This window comes from Streptococcus mitis, assembly GCF_009496155.1.
Classification (GTDB): Bacteria; Bacillota; Bacilli; order Lactobacillales; family Streptococcaceae; genus Streptococcus; species Streptococcus mitis_BQ.
Window position 1 is genome coordinate 71069 of sequence record NZ_WIJP01000009.1, and the last position, 20263, is coordinate 91331.

Consider the following 20263-nt stretch of genomic DNA (forward strand, 5'->3'; position numbering starts at 1 on the left):
CTACTAGACTATAAACAGCAAAAAGACTGGTTCCCCAGCCTTTTCCCTTATATTAATCCTTTTTCAAACTTCCTGAACGAGTCTGTGTACGTGAATAAGCTAGCAAGAGAAGGGTTCCTGCGATAGCTATAGTTACCGCGTTAGCAATACCTGCAACAATACCTTGAGCAAATACTTTTTCTGCCGCTTCTTGATATATCACAACATCTCCAAGTGGTGCCAAGACACCCCAAACAAGAGCATTTGCAAGTAGTTGAATGAGGTTAAAAATGACAATATCCTTCCATTCAAAAACACCATTGCTCACGCGAACGTACTTTCTAAATAGTCCCACAGCTAGACCAAAGAGCCCACTAGCGATAATCCAAGTCCACCACAGACCGTAACCAGCAAGAGAGTCCTTGATTGCATGCCCAATTAAACCAACAAGTAGTCCCACTAGAGGACCAAAAATGATAGACAAGAGGCTCTGTACCGCATACTGAAGCTGGATACTTGTATTTGGAACAGGGGTCGGAATGCTGATCATCCCGATAACAACAAAGAGCGCAGCTCCAACACCGATAGCAACAACTTGTTTAATTGATTGATTTTTCATCTATATTCTCCTATTTTATGATTCTATTTTCTTTATTTCAATGGTCCAAGATGAACCGACACCCACATTATAAGCCTTGGCAAAAGAACCTTGATTGATAGCCAGACCTAAACGATAGAGAGAGTTGATGTAAAGGATTGGTTGCCCAATTCTCACATCGGCAAATGATTTGCCATAGACAACCTGATTTTGATAGACCAGCATATCAGCGTGATAGATAGTCACTTCAAAACGGTCACCAAATTCTGGTTCTAGCTTGTAAAATTCTTCCCGTGTGATAGAGGTCCAAAGCGAACCGAAACGCACATCCAGAATATCAATGGCTCCCTTCACCAAATGGTCTTCAATGATAGTCTCTACGACTGGAAGCTCCACAATCTGATCTACACTAAGTTCTGGTCCCACTTCCTCAAAAGTAATGTGACCACTGGCCAGTTTAGCACCAGTATAGGCATAAACATCACGGCCGTGGAAAGTATAAGAATGCTCTGTATTTTGACGTCTATTGGCTACTTCAGAAATTTCACGAATAGCTACAATGCCAACGTGTTTCTTGATAAAGGAAAGGGTCCCATTGTCTGGTGTGACAATGTATTGATTTTTTGTAGTCTTAGCAACCACACTCTTACGTTTCGAGCCGACACCTGGATCGACCACCGATACAAAAGTCGTTCCCTCAGGCCAGTAATCCACCGTCTGAAAGAGACGATAGCTCCCCTCAAAAATATTATAAGGCGTGATATCGTGCGTCAAGTGATGAATTTTTAAGGTTGGAGATTCTTCTAAAGCCACTCCAATCATAGCCGATACCGCACCATCAACCAGACCAAAGTCTGATTGTAATACCAGTAAATTATTATTCATTTTATCTCCTTGTATACCCTTTATCATACCATATTTCAGAGAAAGGTGCTAATAGCTATTTTAATTGCTTAGGGTATAGTTTTACCTTATAGCAAATTTCCTACTAAAAGCTCTTGTTATTAGCTAGTAGGTGCATTTTTTCTTGAAAAAGGGTATGATAGTTACATCATGAAAAAGTAGGTTTTAATATGAAAATTATCCTTGTCGGAGGGGGAAAAGTTGGTTTTGCCCTCTGTCGCTCCTTGGTTGCAGAAAAGCATGATGTTTTGCTAATTGAACAAGACGAAGCCGTCCTCAATCATATTGTCAATCGCTTTGATATCATGGGCATCCTTGGCAACGGAGCTGATTTCACCATTCTTGAGCAAGCAAGTGTCCAGGATTGTGATATCTTTATCGCCCTGACCGAGTACGATGAAGTGAATATGATTGCAGCCGTTCTCGCTAAGAAAATGGGAGCTAAAGAAACCATTGTTCGGGTGCGGAACCCTGAATACTCTAACTCTTATTTCAAAGAAAAGAATATTCTCGGTTTTTCCCTTATCGTTAACCCTGAACTCTTGGCTGCCCGCGCTATTGCTAATATCATCGACTTTCCCAACGCCCTATCTGTCGAACGTTTCTTTGGTGGAAGAGTCAGCCTCATGGAATTTGTCGTCAAGTCCACTAGTGGTCTTTGCCAAATGCCCATTTCTGATTTTCGTAAAAAATTCGGTAATGTCATTGTCTGTGCTATAGAAAGAGATCATCAAATTATCATCCCAAGTGGTGACATGACCATACAGGATAAAGATAGGATCTTTGTCACTGGTAACCGTGTTGATATGATGCTCTTCCATAATTATTTCAAATCTCGTGCCGTGAAGAGCCTTCTCATCGTCGGGGCTGGGAGAATTGCCTATTATCTACTTGGTATTCTCAAAGACAGTCGTATCGATACAAAAGTCATTGAAATCAATCCTGAAATCGCCAGCTTCTTTAGCGAGAAATTCCCAAATCTCTACATCGTTCAAGGAGATGGGACCGCAAAAGATATCCTACTGGAAGAAAGTGCTCAAAATTATGATGCCGTTGCGACTCTAACAGGAGTCGATGAGGAAAATCTGATTACTTCTATGTTCCTTGACAGCGTAGGTGTGCAGAAAAACATCACCAAGGTCAATCGTACCAGTCTCCTCGAGATTATCAATGCGCCTGATTTTTCAAGTATCATCACACCTAAAAGCATTGCTGTAGACACGATTATGCACTTTATTCGTGGTCGAGTGAATGCCCAGTATTCAGATCTTCAGGCCATGCACCATCTAGCAAATGGTCAAATCGAAACCCTGCAATTCCATATCAAGGAAGCCAATAAAATGACTGCCAAACCTCTTTCTCAACTGAAATTGAAAAAAGGGGTTCTTATTGCAGCCATCATTCGAAAAGGCAAGACTATTTTCCCTACTGGAGAGGAGAGGCTGGAAGTCGGAGACAAGCTCCTAGTAACAACCTTGTTGCCAAACATCACCAAGATTTATGACTTGATCGCGAGGTAAGAAATGAATAAAAGTATGATTCGTTACCTCCTTTCAAAGTTACTTTTGATTGAAGCTGTTCTCCTCTTGGTTCCTGTAGCTGTAGCTGTCTATTACCACGAATCGAGCCAAGTCTTTACAGCCCTCTTTACAACGATTGGACTTCTCCTATTACTAGGCGGTTCAGGAATTTTACAAAAGCCAAAAAATCAACGGATTTATGCCAAGGAGGGAGTCTTGATTGTTTCCCTCTGTTGGATCCTTTGGTCTTTCTTTGGTGGTCTCCCCTTCGTCTTTGCTGACCAAATTCCCAGCGTTATCGATGCCTTTTTTGAGATTAGTTCCGGCTTTACAACTACTGGTGCAACTATTCTGAACGACGTTTCTGTCCTCAGCCGTTCCCTCCTCTTCTGGCGAAGTTTTACCCACTTGATTGGAGGGATGGGGGTTCTTGTTTTTGCACTTGCTATTATGGACAATGCCAAGAATAGCCACCTAGAGGTAATGAAGGCTGAGGTTCCTGGTCCTGTTTTTGGTAAAGTAGTGTCCAAACTCAAAAACACTGCTCAGATTCTCTATCTCCTTTATCTAGCTCTCTTCTCCCTCTTTGTCATCATCTATTATCTAGCCGGCATGCCCCTATTTGATAGTTTTGTTATCGCTATGGGGACCGCGGGAACTGGGGGATTTACCGTCTATAACGATGGGATTGCCCACTATGGCAGTTCACTGATTACCTATCTAGTTAGTATCGGGGTTTTGGTTTTTGGGGTAAATTTCAATCTCTACTACTACCTCATGCTCCGTCGCGTCAAAGCCTTCTTTGGAGATGAAGAGCTTAGGGCTTACTTGGTCATCGTACTACTTTCTACAGGCTTGATTAGCCTCAATACCCTCTATCTCTATCCAGGATTTTCCAAGAGCTTTGAAATGGCCTTCTTCCAAGTTTCCAATATCATTACAACGACTGGTTTTGGTTACGGAGATATTACCAACTGGCCCCTCTTCTCCCAGTTTATCCTTCTCTTCCTCATGGGAATCGGTGGTTCTGCTGGTTCAACCGCAGGTGGACTCAAGGTTATTCGAGGCCTTATCCTTTCGAAAATTGCCAAAAATCAAATTTTGTCAATTCTATCTCCCCACCGTGTTTTGACCCTCCATGTTAATCAAACGGTGATTGACAAAGATACCCAGCATAAGATTCTCAAGTACTTTGTCATCTATTCTATGATTTTGCTAGCACTTATCTTTATTGTCAGCCTAGATAGCAATGATTTCCTGGTCGTTACCAGTGCTGTCTTTAGCTGCTTCAATAATATCGGGCCTATCCTAGGAACCACTTCTAGTTTCTCAATCTTTAGTCCCATCTCAAAAATTCTCCTCTCCTTTGCAATGATTGCAGGCCGCTTGGAGATTTACCCAATCCTACTTCTCTTTATGAAGAGAACTTGGTCTAAGAGATAAAATATAGTAGATTGAAATAAGATTTGAACAAATCAATTAGAAAAGTTAAATTAATTTCTAAAAATGTTTTAGCAGCTGTAGTGTACTATTTTGGTTTCAATCCACTATATAACCACACCTTGTTTCCTTACAAAGTGTGGTGTTTTTATTTCAGACTACTTCCTCAACCAACTCTTTTTAAACAAAGTGAGACACTTCAGAAAATGACTTAAAATATTTAATACTCAATGAAAATCAAAGAGCAAACTAGGAAGCTAGCCACAGGTTGCTCAAAGCACCGCTTTGAGGTTGCATATAAAGCTGACGTGATTTGAAGAGATTTTCGAAGAGTATAAGAACCCAAAAACCCTCAGTCGACTGACCGAGGGTTACTTATTTCATTATTCAAGAACTTGATTAGCTCAATGCATCCAAGGCATCATCCATTGAAAGAACTTCGTGGAAGACACGTTGTGTCAATTCAGTTTTTTGTTCTGGAGTGAGGTATTTAGTGTTTACACAGTATCCAGAGATACGTACGATAACGTCTTCTCCTGACATGATCTTTTCGTAAACATCGTTCAAGTCCATAACGTTCAAGTTAACGTGTTGTCCACCGTTTTCGAAGTAACCATCAAGGATTGTTACCAAGTTATCAACTTGTTCGTCACGAGTCTTACCAAGAGCGCGAGGTGAAACTTGAGTAGTCAATGAGATACCATCAGCTGCATAACTAAAGTCAAGGCTAGAAAGTGAGTTCAAGTTTTGCAACCATCCACCTTTAGCTTTATTAGATGGGTTAGCACCTGGTGAGAAGAATTCAAGTTTAGACAAGTTTACAGAACCATCTTCGTTGAGGTATACACCTTTGTGGACTGGTGAGTTACCAGTTTGTTTAGAATAAGCAACGTTAGATGTGATTGTCAAAAGTGATACTGTAGCTTCAGCGTCTTTGTAAAGCTTGTGGCTACGTAGACGAGTTGTATAAGCTTCAATCAACCATTCTGCCAATTCGTTTGAACGAGGGTCATCTTCACCCCAACGTGGGTATTCACCGATTGTTTCGTAATCGTAGATGTAGCCATTTTCGTCACGGATTGGTTTAACTGTAGCGTATTTGATAGCTGACAATGTATCAACTGTATTGGCAAATCCACAGATACCAAATCCCATGTTCGCACGTTGTTTAGTTGGCAAGAAGGCCATTTGAACAGCTTCATAGTTGTACTTATCAGTCATGTAGTGGATGATATTCAAAGCATCTACATAAGTGTCAGTCAACCAGTCAAGAGATTTCTCAAAGTTAGCTTTAACTGATTCAAATTCAAGAACTTCGTCACGAATTGGTTCGATGTCAAATACTTTGTAGTCTTTGTGAACATCGTCGTAACCACCGTTCAAACCAGTAAGAAGAGCTTTCAATACGTTTACACGAGCACCGAAGTACTGGATGTTGTGGCGTTGTTCTTCATTTTCTGGGTCAAGTGGAGACACACAGCATGAAATACAGCTCATTTCACCATATCCGTCTTTAGCCATTGTTGTTACACCTTCGTATTGGATAGAAGAGTGTTTGTGGCTCATGTGCATACAGTAGCGACGGAAGTTGTATGGCAATTTGTCAGTCCAAAGAACTGTCAAGTTTGGTTCTGGAGAGTTACCGATATTGTCAAGAGTGTTCAAGAAACGGTAGTCCATCTTAGTAACACGATGACGACCGTCGTTACCCATACCAGCCATAGAAGTTGTGATGAAAGTTGGGTCACCTGAGTACAATTGGTCATAAGCTTTTGTACGAGCAAATTTAACTGTACGAAGTTTCATAACGAAATCATCAACAAATTCTTGGATTTCTGATTCAGTAAATGTACCACGAGCAAGGTCACGTTCTGCAAAGATGTCCAATACGATTGGCACACGTCCTAGAGATGTAGCAGCACCGTTGATAACACGGCAGACAGACATGAAGGCGATGTTAACCCATTGGATCGCTTCTTTAACGTTCATCGCTGGTTTGCGAACATCCACTCCGTAAAGGTCACCCAAGCGAACAACTTGTTGCAATGCTTGGTATTGAAGGTTGATTTCTTCACGAAGACGGATTGTTTCTTCATCGATTTCTTCGATTGCGTTCCAGTCGTTTACTTTTTCTTGCATCAAGTAGTCTGCACCGTAAAGAGCAAGACGTGCGTAAACACCGATGATACGTCCACGTGAGTATGCATCTGGAAGACCAGTTACAGTGTGAGCGTGACGAGCGCGACGGATGTTTGAAGTGTAAGCACGGAAGATACCGTCGTTAACTGTTGTTACGTACTTAGTAAAGATTTCGTGAACAGCTGGGTCTGGTTCGTATCCATTTTCTTTCAAAGTAGTTTCAGCCATACGGATACCACCTTTTGGCATGAAGTTCAATTTGAAGAGTTCATCGTTTTGGATACCATAGATAACTTCGTTTTCTTTATCGATAAATCCTGCTGGAATATCAGCGATAGATGTTGGACGAGTGTCCATTGGGAAACGAGTTTCTTCGTAGTGAGCCTTAGTTTCTTCTACAATTTTTTTGATGTGAAGTGAACGTTCTGTTGGTCCTGCAAGGAAGCTTTCGTCTCCATCGTAAGGTGTGTAGTTAGCTTGTACGAAGCGTGATACACTTGCTTTTTCTTTCCAATCTACACCTTTGAAGCCTTCCCAAGCTTTGTCAAAAATATCTTGTGCTTCAACAACTGTTTTAACAACCATGTTAATGTCCTCTGTTTTCTTTCTAGTAACAGTCATCTGTTACATTTATGAAACCAGTATACCATACAGTAACCGATTTCAACAAGCAAAAATTCCTTATTTTTACACTTTCTTTTCTAACACAGACTGTATTCTATACCAAACTGTATTATATTTTTGAAAAAATAAAATCCTTTTTTCTTTTTTTCAGAAAAAAGGGTATAATAAAAGAAAATAAGCAGTAAAAAGGTGCTAGGCATGTTGATTTTCCCCTTATTAAATGATTTGTCAAGAAAAATCATCCATATTGACATGGATGCCTTTTTTGCTGCGGTGGAAATCAGAGATAATCCTAAACTCAAAGGAAAACCTGTCATTATCGGAAGCGACCCTCGGCAAACAGGTGGGCGGGGAGTCGTTTCTACCTGTAGCTATGAAGCACGAGCTTTTGGTGTTCATTCTGCCATGAGTTCCAAGGAAGCTTATGAACGCTGTCCCCAGGCCGTCTTTATCTCAGGAAATTATGAAAAATACAAAACTGTGGGCCTCCAGATCCGAGCTATCTTTAAGCGCTATACAGATTTGATTGAGCCTATGAGTATTGACGAAGCCTATTTGGATGTGACAGAAAATAAACTCGGTATCAAGTCAGCAGTCAAAATCGCTCGCCTCATTCAAGAGGATATCTGGCAGGAACTTCATTTAACTGCTTCTGCTGGCGTTTCTTACAACAAATTCTTAGCTAAAATGGCTAGCGATTATCAAAAACCACATGGTTTGACAGTGATTCTACCTGATCAAGCTGAGGATTTTCTCAAACAAATGGATATTGCTAAGTTTCATGGAGTAGGAAAAAAGACGGTGGAACGACTTCATCAAATGGGTGTTTTTACTGGCGCTGATTTGTTTGAAGTACCTGAAGTGACCCTAATAGACCGCTTTGGCAGACTGGGCTATGATCTGTATCGAAAGGCTCGTGGTATCCACAACTCCCCCGTCAAATCCAACCGCATCCGTAAATCAATCGGCAAGGAAAAAACCTATGGGAAAATTCTCCGTGCCGAGGAAGACATCAAAAAAGAGCTGACTCTTCTATCAGAAAGAGTCGCTCTCAATCTACATCAACAAGAAAAAGCTGGAAAAATTGTCATTTTGAAAATCCGCTACGAGGACTTTTCAACTCTTACTAAACGAAAAAGTCTGGCCAAAAAAACACAGGATGCTAGTCAGATAAGCCAAATAGCCCTACAACTCTATGAAGAATTAAGCGATAAAGAAAGAGGTGTCCGCCTGTTGGGGATTACCGTGACTGGATTTTAAAACTCAATGAAAATCAAAGAGCAAACTAGGAAGCTAGCCGCAACACTGTTTTGAGGTTGCAGATAGAGCTGACGCGGTTTGAAGAGATTTTCGAAGAGTATAAAACCTTGAAGAGTTGCCCCTTCAAGGTTTTTCTTATACAAATAAACGAACAAAGCTATAAAGTAGCAAGATACTACCAAGCACGATACGGTATTTACCAAAAAGGGTAAAGTCGTGTTTTTTCACATAGCTTGTCAAGAAACGAATAGCGACCATGCTGACTGCGAAAGCGACTCCCATGGCAACCAAGAGCAAGAACAATTGCCCAAAGTTCAAGAGTTGTCCTGCTTTTACAAATTTGAAAATCTTTAAGGCGCTAGCCCCAAACATAACAGGAATTCCAAGATAGAAGGTAAATTCTGTCACAACAGAACGACTGGTTCCATTCAATAAACCGCCGACAATCGTTGCCCCAGAACGACTGGTTCCTGGTAAAAGGGCAAGAACTTGGAAGAGTCCGATATAGAAAGCTGTCGTATAAGGAAGCTTGTCCAACTCTGTTACACTTGGCTCGATAGCACGCGCTTTATTGCGTTTTTCCAAATAAATAAAGGCAATCCCATAGATAATCAACATGAGAGCAACAGAAACCATGTTATGGAAGTGGGTATCAAACCAATCATCAAACTTAAATACGGCAAGTAAAGGCAAAGTTGCAATCAAGACCTTCAACCATAGTCTCCAAGTCTTACGAACTTCCTGCTTGTCCTTAGTGGGTTTGAAAGGATTGAGCTTATTAAAGTAAATAACCATGACCGCCAAAATCGCACCAAGCTGAATTACGACATTAAACATGGAGATAAAGGCTTCGTTTTGATTTTGGTATTGGATAAATTCCTCTGCTAGAATCAAATGACCTGTACTGGAAATCGGCAACCATTCCGTAATTCCTTCAACAATCCCGAAGAAGATAGATTTTAAAATTTCAATAAGATACATAGATTACTCCTTTTTTCTATCTTCCATTATAGCATACTTTTTCAGTCTATGGCACTTCTCTTTAAAAGGCTCCGATACTGCCACCACCTCCGCCTCCAGAGAAGCCACCGCCAGAACTTCCACTTCCAGAAGATACGGAGTAGGTGCTTGCTGTATTTGCGACACTGGCATAATGGCTCATTTGCGCGCTTGAATGATAAAACATACTGTGCCAGCCATAAGCTACATAGAGGTTGATATCTGGATTTTCCACTTGAATCTGATGCACCTTCATCAAATGACTGACCTTGTCCGCATAGCCAAATAAGGTCGCATAGACCAAGAGGCGATTCCAGACCACAATACTTTCCAGTTCAGCCTGATCCAATCGTGCAATCTCCCGCAACATATTTTCAAAACTGGTCCAGAGATAGTAGACTTCTGCCCCTGCTTCATTTAGGACACCATCACGATTATCTAATCGAAGCTTCCAATAATAGAAAACAGCCAAAACCAAACCTAGAAAACCAAGTATTGGCAAGAAGAGGTAAAAATAGCCATAAACGTCCAAACTGTACAAGAACAGACCAAATCCGATAAATAATGGTAGGATAGTAGAGAGTCCCATCCCCACTTGCAAAGCCTTTTCCCCACCAGTTAAAGGTCGATAGTAATCTGGCAGCCCCCAGAAGGAAACTCGATTTCTCACTCCTTCTTGCATCTCTTTCAATACTTCTTCAAAAGAAGATTTGAGCTGACGCCCCTTTGCTTGAATCCGTTTTTCATCAGAGACTTTTGCCCCACGATAAAGACTATCAGATACCTTGTAATCCGCAAATAAATTGGAAAGAGTTTCTTCTTTTTTGCCTGAAAAAGCCAGATTTAGACAGTCTTTCTCAAAGCTTGACAAACCATCTTCTTTTACCAATCTTAACCCAACTGCATCCCCTTCTGAAATGATAGAGACATTCCCACGGTCTATCACATCTAACAAGGTAGCTTGAATAAGTTGATCAAAGGTGAATTTTCCAGCTCCCTTGACCAAGGGACTCACTTCCTCCAAGGAGGTCGAGTAGACAGCCTCTGATAAAACCATAGGCTCTAATTCCATTGGTGGTTCATAGAGACGATGATTTTTAGCATATTTGATTGAAGGAGTAGTCTTTCTTCTATAAATAAAATAGGAGCAGACGCTCAATAACAAGGAGATAGAAAGTATCGAAGGGAAGACCCAAGTAACGAGTTGTTTACTTTGCTCTTTTTCTTTAACAATCGAGTCCTCTATCTTATTAAACTCTTCTAAACGATTTCCTTTCAAGCCCTGATCCCTAGCGCTAGCAAAAACAGTTCGAGGCCAGTAGGCATGCAATTCAACTCCACGCTTAGGTGGAAAATCGTCTAAACGAATAGTATAATCAAGGTTACTCTTTTCAACCGTTCCCTCTCTAAAGAGTTTCCCTGTATGGAAAAAGAGTTTTTCAGCCCCCTTATCTCCCCTTACATGAAATTCAAACTTTCCAATAGCCCCTGAACTATCTGTTAAAGGTTGCCAATTTAATTCAGCAATGTCATCATATAGGAAAAGCAAATTTTTTAAGTTCCAGGTAAGGTCAACTTCAACTGTGTCACCTTCCTGACCTGGATTATAAACTTTAACAGTATAACCATCTGCTCCTTCTATCACTTCGCTAGTAACGTCTGCTAGTTCTGCACCATTTTTCGAGGCCTGAACTCTTGGATGAGGATCAATGTCAAATCCACTAGGCATCTTGCCAGCACGTCCAAGCCCCACGATTTGGCCCTTAAAGTCCTCCTCAAACTGATAAACTATCTTCTGTCTAAATTCCGCCGTATTGTCTGCATGAATATACAAATCGCCTTGATAAGAGTTTATCTTAAAATCAATGGCAAAAACTGAGAGTGGCAGAAGGCAAAACAAGCCTAATACCAGTAAGAAAAAAGTTTTTTTCATCAAACAAGCCTCCTTTTTATCTTTGCTATCATTATATCATTTTTTCACAAGTAAGGGCTTACCCATATTGAAAAATAGAGTTTTTTTCGATAAAATAGGAGACAGTTATTTTTTAATAGATTAGAAATAGGAGAAATCATGAGAAAAATATACTTATCTATTTTCACAAGTCTCTTACTTATGCTGGGACTTGTCAATGTTGCTCAAGCCGATGAATATTTACGCATCGGGATGGAAGCAGCATATGCTCCCTTTAACTGGACTCAGGATGATGATAGCAATGGGGCTGTCAAAATCGATGGGACTAACCAGTATGCTAACGGATACGATGTTCAAATCGCCAAGAAAATTGCTAAGGACTTAGGTAAAGAACCTTTGGTTGTTAAAACAAAGTGGGAAGGTCTAGTCCCTGCCCTTACTTCTGGTAAAATTGACATGATTATCGCAGGTATGAGTCCTACTGCTGAACGTAAACAAGAAATCGCCTTTTCAAGCAGTTACTACACTAGCGAACCAGTTCTACTTGTCAAAAAAGATTCTGCCTACGCAAATGCTAAATCTTTGGATGACTTTAACGGTGCAAAAATCACTTCTCAACAAGGTGTCTACCTCTACGACTTGATTGCACAAATCTCAGGTGCTAAAAAAGAAACAGCCATGGGAGACTTCGCTCAAATGCGCCAAGCTCTTGAGGCTGGTGTCATTGATGCCTATGTTTCTGAACGACCAGAAGCTCTGACTGCTGAAGCTGCGAACTCTAAGTTTAAGATGGTCCAAGTAGAACCAGGTTTCAAAACTGGGGAAGAAGATACAGCTATCGCCATTGGACTTCGTAAAGATGACACTCGTATTAGCCAAATCAATGCCAGCATTGAAACCATTTCAAAAGACGACCAAGTTGCCTTGATGGATCGTATGATCAAGGAACAACCTGCCGAAGCTACAACAACTGAAGAGACTAGCAGTAGTTTCTTTAGCCAAGTCGCTAAAATTCTTTCTGAGAACTGGCAACAACTCTTGCGTGGTGCTGGTATCACTCTTTTAATCTCAATCGTCGGAACCATCATAGGTCTCATTATTGGTCTTGCCATTGGTGTCTTCCGTACTGCTCCTCTCTCTGAAAATAAAGCTATTTATGGCTTACAAAAACTAGTCGGCTGGATCCTCAATGTCTACATTGAAATTTTCCGTGGTACACCAATGATCGTTCAATCGATGGTTATCTACTATGGTACTGCCCAAGCTTTCGGTATCAATCTTGACCGCACACTGGCTGCTATCTTCATCGTTTCAATCAACACTGGTGCCTACATGACTGAAATCGTCCGTGGTGGTATCCTAGCAGTTGACAAGGGACAATTTGAAGCCGCGACTGCTCTTGGTATGACTCATAACCAAACCATGCGTAAGATTGTCCTACCTCAGGTTGTCCGTAACATCCTACCAGCAACTGGTAATGAATTTGTCATCAATATCAAAGATACATCTGTATTGAACGTTATCTCTGTTGTCGAACTTTATTTCTCAGGAAATACCGTGGCAACTCAAACCTATCAATACTTCCAGACATTTACAATCATCGCCGTGATTTACTTTGTCCTCACCTTCACCGTAACACGTATCCTACGCTTCATCGAACGCCGCATGGACATGGATACCTATACTACAGGTGCTAACCAAATGCAAACGGAGGATTTGAAATAATGACCCAAGCAATCCTTGAAATTAAACACCTCAAAAAATCCTATGGACAAAACGAAGTGCTAAAAGACATCTCTCTAACTGTCCACAAGGGAGAGGTCATCTCTATCATCGGAAGCTCTGGAAGCGGGAAATCGACCTTCCTACGCTCCATTAACCTACTTGAAACGCCAACCGATGGACAAATCCTTTATCATGGACAAAACGTCCTCGAAAAAGGCTATGACCTCACGCAATACCGTGAAAAGTTGGGGATGGTTTTCCAATCTTTTAACCTCTTTGAAAATCTTAACGTTCTTGAAAACACAATCGTCGCTCAGACTACTGTCCTTAAACGCGAACGTACAGAAGCTGAAAAAATCGCCAAAGAAAACCTAGAAAAAGTCGGCATGGGAGAACGCTACTGGCAAGCGAAACCAAAACAACTCTCAGGTGGTCAAAAACAACGTGTGGCCATCGCTCGTGCCCTCTCCATGAATCCTGATGCTATTCTCTTTGATGAACCAACATCAGCTCTCGATCCAGAAATGGTTGGAGAAGTCCTCAAAATCATGCAAGATCTGGCTCAGGAAGGCTTGACTATGATTGTAGTGACTCACGAGATGGAATTCGCTCGTGATGTCTCTCACCGTGTTATCTTTATGGATAAGGGTGTGATTGCTGAAGAAGGTAAACCAGAAGACCTCTTCACCAATCCTAAAGAAGACCGAACAAAAGAGTTTCTTCAACGTTATCTCAAATAAAAAGAAAAGGCTGCATCAATCGTGCAGTCTTTTTGCTATCCTCAAAATGAAAAGGCAGACCCAATTCAAGAATCCGCCATTATCCAAAGATTAATCTTCAAATTTTTCATGATTTTTTTCATAGAAATCAATTAAACCTAGAGCTGTTTCAAATGAAATATTTTTTACTTTTGCACGACCCTGCGCTAGAGCAATGATAGACATTTCACGCGCATTCGTTTCCTTAGAGATACGGTAGCCTGTGATTTTCTTATCACGAACCCAGCCAACAACTGATTCTACTTTTTCAAAGTTTGACTTAGCCATGTCCTTCTCCTATTTTCTTCTTTACGATATATTATTCTATACGTTTTTATGTCTTTTGTCAATAAAAAAACATATATTCAATAAAATAAAAGATCTTTATTTTTCTTACTTCTTTTTTAAAGCTTATAATATATAGGTTTTTACTTACTATAAACCATTAGTAACCACCTAAAAAATAATTGCATTATTAAACTTCAAATGTGTAAGAATATTCATATAAACTACATACCAGCTACTCAATAGGATAGACAGGAGTCATATTCAAGTAATTCTATACATTCCTTTAAAATTATTAAAGCTATCAAAGATCATATTCTCCTCTGATTACCTCTTAACTATCTCTTTCCTTTCTCTTTGTCTGAGGTCCCTTCCTGTCATTATTTAAATCTTATTTTCTTTTTCAACTGGTACAATGGACTTGTTTCATCAGATTTTACATATTCTTTTTAAACACTATTTCATAGTCAGCATCTAGAATATGACTTCCTAATGTCACAAACTTTTTCTACTATTATCATTTTACAAGTATCAGATTAATTTTATCAATTAAATCATCAAAGTTATCTCATAAATACTGATTATTTTCTCTATTTGCCATTATATTTAGACAATTTTTAAATTAGTTATATATAAAACATCGTATTCTAAATAGTAGCCTTATATATAGCAAGTAATTCTTTTTTATTATTATAAACGGAAACAAAAATAATAGGTACTATAATAAGTTGTAGTAGAAATAGTAGGATAGTTTTCCTAAGTTCATAGGAATCGCCCCCTTTCTTTACCCTCATTATAGCACCTATACATCAGTTGTGCAAATAATATGATATTTTTTTATTAGTCCTCAGACAAGCATATTATAGAGCGTTTCATTACCATTCAAGTTAATATAAGATGGATCAAACCCTTCCATGCGACGAATCAGACCTGCATAATCATGCTTATCTGCCAAGGCAATCCCAATCAATACAGGCCCTGTACCCTTGCTAGCTCGTTTGATATACTCAAAACGTGTGATATCATCATTTGGCCCCAAGATATCATTTACAAACTCACGCAAAGCTCCTGGACGCTGTGGAAAATTGACCACAAAATAATGCTTGATTCCATCATAAATCAAGGCACGCTCCTCCATCTCTGGCATACGGTTGATATCATTATTTCCTCCAGAAATGATACAACAAATGGTCTTCCCCTTGATATATTCAGCTAAAACTTCTAAAGAAGCAATACTAGCCGCTCCAGCAGGTTCTGCAACAATCCCTTGTTTAGAATAGAGATCAATCAAGGTTTCAGAAATCAATCCCTCATCGACACCTACTAAGGTTTGAACATGTTGGCGAGTTGCTTCATAGGTCAACTGACCTACCTTTTGAACAGCAATCCCATCCGCAAATTTGTCAATTTCCTTGAGCTTAACAGGTCCACCAGCTTCAAAGGCTGCCTTCATAGAACGTGCTCCATTAGCCTCTACCCCAATGACTTCAATCTCTGGACTTGTTTCCTTGATATAAGTCGAAACTCCAGCAATGAGACCTCCGCCTCCAACAGGGACCAAAACAGCATCGAAATCAATTGATTCTTTTCGAGCTTCTTCTAAAATCTCATAAGCAACGGTCCCTTGACCAGCTTGAACATGGGCATCATCAAAGGGATCAATAAAGGTACGGTTTTCAGAGAGTGTAAATTCTTGAGCTGCTTTAGCTGAGGCATCAAAGGTATCTCCAACTAGTTTAATGGTTACGAAATCCCCACCAAAAAAGCGAACTTGACCAATCTTTTGTTGCGGAGTTGTAATTGGCATAAAAATAGTAGCAGGAATTTTCATTTCATTACAAGTATAGGCTACTCCCTGAGCATGATTTCCCGCAGAAGCGCAGACTACCCCTCGCTCACGCTCTTCCTTGCTGAGCTGGGAAATGGCATAATAGGCACCACGAATTTTAAAAGAACGAACACGTTGGGCATTTTCCTTTTTCAAATAAATCTTAGCACCATACTTCTCCGATAAATAATGGTCGTAATCCAGTGGAGTATTCACAACCACACCATTCAAGACCTTGTGAGCCTTGATTATATCTTTTGAACTTAACATATAAAACCTCTTTTTCTATAAAAAACAGTCACTAATGACTGTTTTTTTAGTTATTCATCTCCAAAAACTTCAGCAACACTTTCATGGTATTTATGAGCCATACGAATTGAAAACTCTTTAGGAAGTTCATAACGATTTGTAGAAATCCAATCATATAACCATTCTGCCAAACTTTCTTCACTATCATTACGATGGAAGATAAAATAGTTTAAAATTTCTTTATATTCTACATCATTCAAATCCAGCGTGTCTACAAATTGACTACGAGGAACAAAATTAGAATCTAATTTTCTTAGTTGATCTGTCAATTCTCCCAATTGTAAATCCAACTGAAAAAATAATTTTTGCAGTTGCCTATCAGTTTCATCACATCCTGTCTTGATAGAAAACAAATTGGTAATATTCATATGATTTCAACCCCTAAATAAGTATATCTAATATCCCACGAATAGCTGAAGCTACTATTTTAGCAAAATTCTTTGCTTTCTAATTAGTTATAGATTTTGAATGCATCATCGTCGTTTTTACCAACGAAAGGCATTGCTTTACGCAATTCTGCACCAACTTTTTCAATTTCAAGGTTAGCTGCTTGTTCACGGTAAGCAGTCAATTTTGGACGTCCAGCTTTATAGTCATTTACAAAGTCATTTGCAAATTTACCATTTTGGATGTCTGCCAAGACAGCTTTCATGTTTTCTTTAACTTGCTCAGTAATCACACGAGGACCTGATACATAGTCACCGTATTCAGCAGTGTTTGAAATTGATTGACGCATTTTCTTGAATCCACCTTCATAGATCAAGTCAACGATCAATTTCATTTCGTGAAGAACTTCAAAGTAAGCCAATTCTGGAGCGTATCCTGCTTCTGTCAAGACTTCGAAACCTGCTTCGATAAGGGCAGTCAAACCACCACAAAGTACAGCTTGTTCACCAAACAAATCTTCTTCAGTTTCTTCTTTGTAAGTTGTTTCAAGAAGACCTACACGGGCAGCTCCAACACCTTTACACCAGTCCATAGCAATGTTTTTAGCATTTCCTGTTGCATCTTGGTATACTGCATAAAGAGCTGGAACACCAAATCCTTCTTCATAAGTACGACGTACCAAGTGTCCTGGTCCTTTAGGAGCACACATGAAGACATCTACATCTGCAGGAACTTTGATAAATTCAAAGTGGATGTTGAAACCATGGGCAAATCCAACTGCATTTCCAGCTTCCAAGTTTGGAGCGATTTCTGCTTCGTATAATTCTTGTTGGATTTCGTCTGGTGCCAAAATCATGATAACGTCAGCCAATTTAGTAGCTTCTGCTACTGTGTAAGTGTCAAATCCATCTTCCTTTGCTTTATCAAAAGATTTACCTGGACGTACACCGATGATGACATCACGACCTGAGTCACGCAAGTTTTGAGCATGCGCATGTCCTTGTGAACCATAACCGATAACGGCGATTTTTTTACCGTCAAGTGCTGCTACTTTAACATCTTTTTCGTATTCCATTTGAACTGCCATAGTTTTTCTCTCTTTTCTATTATTTATTGCCTTTTAGGCTGGTTTAACAAATTTAAAATATTTTTATACTCAATGAAAATCAAAGAGCAAATTAGGAAGCTAGCCGCAGGCTGTACTTGAGTACGGCAAGGCAAAGCTGACGTGATTTGAAGAGATTTTCGAAGAGTATTAGTCGCGGGTAAATCCAGTTGCCCCTGTACGAGCAATATTTCGAATACCATATGGTCGAATAACTCGCAATAGAGCTTCACTCTTTTCAGCATTTCCTGTCATTTGAATAGTAATCGAGCTTGGCGCTACATCTACCACCGTTGCGCGGAAAGGTTGAATAATTGCTAGAATCTCAGCGCGCTTCTCGGCTGGCGCTGACATCTTAACCAAAATCACCTCGCGCTCCAAATGAGGCTTGTCTGTAATATCTCGAATGCGAATCACATCAATCTGACGATTGAGCTGTTTGATAATTTGCTCCACCTCATCATGTGAAGCAACATCAATAATAATGGTGATACGCGATACATTCGGATCTTCTGTCGCTCCAACAGAGATGCTTTCAATATTAACCTGACGACGAGACAGAACGCCAGTAAAGCGATTGAGGACTCCTGAACGATTTTGTAGTTTTGCTGTTAACATTCTACGCATGGAACTTCACCCCCAACATCTCATGATTACTCTTACCAGCTGGTACCATTGGTAACACCTGTTCCTTACGAGAAATATCCACCTCGATTAGCATAGGAACATCCTCAGTGATGACTTCAAGGTCTTGAGTCAAAGTCTCAGGATTGTCAAACTTATAGTTTTTAATACCGTAAGCTTGTGCCATCAATTGGAAATCAGGAAGGGTATCAAAGACCGACTCTGATGTTCTACCTTCATAGAAAGATTCCTGCCACTGGCGAACCATTCCAAGTGAGTGGTTGTTCAGCATAACCACCTTAATTGGTACCTTGTAAATGTTCAAAATAGCCAATTCCTGGTTGGTCATTTGGAAACCACCATCCCCAACAAACAAGACTACTTCCTTATCTGGGTTAGCAATTTTGGCACCGATTGCTGCTGGAATTCCGAACCCCATCGTTCCCAAACCACCTGAAGTCACTAGCTGACGTTCATTTTGGTAGGGATAATACTGAGCTGTCCACATTTGGTGTTGACCAACGTCTGTTACCACAATGGCATCTCCATTCGTCAATTCACCAATTCGTTCAATAACAGCTTGTGGCTGAACCACACGCTCTTTCTTATCATAAGAACGAACGCGGTTCTTGTCTTTAGTGACTTTTTCAATCCATTTTTCAGTATTGTTATGAACTGTCGGTTCCGCCAACAACATTTGCAAGGCCTTCTTAGCATCTCCAACTACAGGAATATCTGCACTGATAATCTTACCAATCTCAGCTGGGTCAATATCAATGTGGGCAACCTTAGCATTCTTAGCGAACGTCTTAGGATTCCCCGTCAAGCGGTCATCAAAACGGCAACCAATACTGATCATAAAGTCAGCTTCTGTCATAGCAATATTTGCTGCAAATGACCCGTGCATCCCCCCCATTCCAAGAAAGAGTGGATGACTCGTTGCAATCGTTCCTTGTCCCAAAAGACTGGTTACCACTGGAATTTGATAGCGTTCTGCAAATTCATTTAATTCTGCAGCTGCTTCAGCATAACTAATTCCACCACCAGCCAGCAAGACTGGTTTTTTAGCCTTGGATAATTGCTTCAAGATTTTCTTGATTTGCATATCATTTGGCTCAAGAGTCGGTTGATAGCTTGGTAGGTTCACTTCTGGTGAATAGATGAAGTCGGTTTCTAAAGCAGATACGTCTTTAGGTAGATCAATTACGACTGGCCCTGGTCGACCTGTAGTTGCAATATGGACAGCTTCCGTAATGATACGCGGAATATCAGCTGTCTCACGAACTTGGTAATTGTACTTAGTGATTGGCATGGTAATTCCCACGATGTCTGCCTCCTGAAAGGCATCCTTCCCAATTCCTGCTCGCGCCACCTGCCCTGTAAAGACCAAAAGGGGAACGCTGTCGCTCATGGCATCCGCTATCCCTGTAATGGCATTTGTTGCTCCTGGTCCACTAGTGACGACGGCAACACCCAACTTTCCAGTTGATTTGGCATAACCTTCAGCTTCATGCAAACAACCTTGCTCATGGCGCCCTAGAATGTGGCGAATGCCTTTAAAATTATATATCGCATCATAAAAAGGCAAAACAGCACCACCAGGATAACCAAAGATGGTATCAATTCCTAAATCACGAAGTGTTTCCAAAACTAGGTCCGACCCCGTCTTAGGAGATTCTAAACTGATTTTCTCCATTGTTCCCCTTTCTCTTCTCTTAAAAATAACTTGTTACTATCATACCATTTTTTCAAGATTTTTCAAGAGAAAAGAAGAAATTTTCTGAATTTTCTATTTTAACGTTTTTTTATGAATATTATTTTTGTTTTTATTTAAAAGATACCGATTTCATTTACTAAACAAAGAAAAA

Annotated in this window: 16 protein-coding genes; 5 read left to right on the plus strand and 11 right to left on the minus strand. The window is 40.1% G+C overall.

Annotated elements, in window-relative coordinates; genetic code table 11:
- Positions 1-52: 52 nt before the first annotated feature.
- Both GEZ84_RS06790 and GEZ84_RS06795 read right to left on the minus strand, forming a co-directional pair.
- Complete coding sequence (locus GEZ84_RS06790) at positions 53-598, minus strand: ECF-type riboflavin transporter substrate-binding protein (protein WP_153223974.1); 546 nt, start codon at positions 596-598, stop codon at positions 53-55.
- Between the two features lie 15 nt (positions 599-613).
- Positions 614-1462: an SAM hydrolase/SAM-dependent halogenase family protein gene (locus GEZ84_RS06795; protein ID WP_153223975.1), complete on the minus strand. Its 849-nt coding sequence runs from the start codon at positions 1460-1462 to the stop codon at positions 614-616.
- Between the two features lie 188 nt (positions 1463-1650).
- On the opposite strand from GEZ84_RS06795, the gene trkA reads away from it, so the two are divergent.
- Together trkA and GEZ84_RS06805 are read left to right on the plus strand one after the other, a co-directional pair.
- Complete coding sequence (gene trkA / locus GEZ84_RS06800; RefSeq protein WP_153223976.1) at positions 1651-3000, plus strand: Trk system potassium transporter TrkA; 1350 nt, start codon at positions 1651-1653, stop codon at positions 2998-3000.
- A 3-nt stretch (positions 3001-3003) separates the two neighbouring features.
- Positions 3004-4443, plus strand: coding sequence for a TrkH family potassium uptake protein (locus GEZ84_RS06805; protein WP_153223977.1), 1440 nt, complete (start codon positions 3004-3006; stop codon positions 4441-4443).
- 396 nt (positions 4444-4839) lie between these two features.
- On the opposite strand, the gene pflB is transcribed toward GEZ84_RS06805, so the two are convergent.
- Positions 4840-7164 (minus strand): formate C-acetyltransferase, encoded by a 2325-nt coding sequence (gene pflB / locus GEZ84_RS06810; RefSeq protein ID WP_153223994.1) that lies wholly within the window; start codon positions 7162-7164, stop codon positions 4840-4842.
- A 237-nt stretch (positions 7165-7401) separates the two neighbouring features.
- On the opposite strand from pflB, the gene dinB reads away from it, so the two are divergent.
- Entirely contained in the window at positions 7402-8463 is a 1062-nt protein-coding gene (dinB, locus tag GEZ84_RS06815; protein WP_153223978.1) for a DNA polymerase IV, read from the plus strand.
- A 135-nt stretch (positions 8464-8598) separates the two neighbouring features.
- On the opposite strand, the gene GEZ84_RS06820 is transcribed toward dinB, so the two are convergent.
- Together GEZ84_RS06820 and GEZ84_RS06825 are read right to left on the minus strand one after the other, a co-directional pair.
- Entirely contained in the window at positions 8599-9444 is an 846-nt protein-coding gene (locus GEZ84_RS06820) for an undecaprenyl-diphosphate phosphatase (RefSeq protein ID WP_153223979.1), read from the minus strand.
- A gap of 61 nt (positions 9445-9505) precedes the next feature.
- Positions 9506-11395 carry a DUF2207 family protein gene (locus GEZ84_RS06825; RefSeq protein WP_153223980.1) on the minus strand — a complete coding sequence of 630 codons (1890 nt, stop codon included), beginning with the start codon at positions 11393-11395 and terminating at the stop codon, positions 9506-9508.
- 138 nt (positions 11396-11533) lie between these two features.
- Here GEZ84_RS06825 and GEZ84_RS06830 point away from each other — a divergent pair, with 138 nt between their 5' ends.
- Both GEZ84_RS06830 and GEZ84_RS06835 read left to right on the plus strand, forming a co-directional pair.
- On the plus strand, positions 11534-13099 hold the full coding sequence (locus GEZ84_RS06830; RefSeq protein WP_153223981.1) for an ABC transporter substrate-binding protein/permease: 1566 nt from the start codon (positions 11534-11536) through the stop codon (positions 13097-13099).
- Positions 13099-13839: an amino acid ABC transporter ATP-binding protein gene (locus tag GEZ84_RS06835; protein WP_000189477.1), complete on the plus strand. Its 741-nt coding sequence runs from the start codon at positions 13099-13101 to the stop codon at positions 13837-13839. The genes GEZ84_RS06830 and GEZ84_RS06835 overlap by 1 nt, the downstream gene beginning before the upstream one ends.
- Before the next feature lie 90 nt (positions 13840-13929).
- On the opposite strand, the gene GEZ84_RS06840 is transcribed toward GEZ84_RS06835, so the two are convergent.
- The 6 genes from GEZ84_RS06840 to GEZ84_RS06865 form a co-directional block, all read right to left on the minus strand.
- Positions 13930-14145, minus strand: a complete 216-nt coding sequence (locus GEZ84_RS06840) for a hypothetical protein (RefSeq protein WP_001130036.1) — start codon at positions 14143-14145, stop codon at positions 13930-13932.
- Between the two features lie 844 nt (positions 14146-14989).
- Positions 14990-16240 (minus strand): threonine ammonia-lyase IlvA, encoded by a 1251-nt coding sequence (gene ilvA / locus GEZ84_RS06845; protein WP_033682348.1) that lies wholly within the window; start codon positions 16238-16240, stop codon positions 14990-14992.
- A gap of 50 nt (positions 16241-16290) precedes the next feature.
- Entirely contained in the window at positions 16291-16647 is a 357-nt protein-coding gene (locus GEZ84_RS06850; RefSeq protein WP_001027897.1) for a hypothetical protein, read from the minus strand.
- Positions 16648-16730: 83 nt separating this feature from the next.
- Positions 16731-17753 carry a ketol-acid reductoisomerase gene (gene ilvC / locus GEZ84_RS06855; protein ID WP_000290683.1) on the minus strand — a complete coding sequence of 341 codons (1023 nt, stop codon included), beginning with the start codon at positions 17751-17753 and terminating at the stop codon, positions 16731-16733.
- Positions 17754-17921: 168 nt separating this feature from the next.
- On the minus strand, positions 17922-18398 hold the full coding sequence (gene ilvN / locus GEZ84_RS06860) for an acetolactate synthase small subunit (RefSeq protein WP_001253803.1): 477 nt from the start codon (positions 18396-18398) through the stop codon (positions 17922-17924).
- On the minus strand, positions 18391-20091 hold the full coding sequence (locus GEZ84_RS06865; protein WP_153223982.1) for an acetolactate synthase large subunit: 1701 nt from the start codon (positions 20089-20091) through the stop codon (positions 18391-18393). Before GEZ84_RS06865 ends, ilvN begins: the two co-directional genes overlap by 8 nt.
- Positions 20092-20263 lie beyond the last annotated feature (172 nt).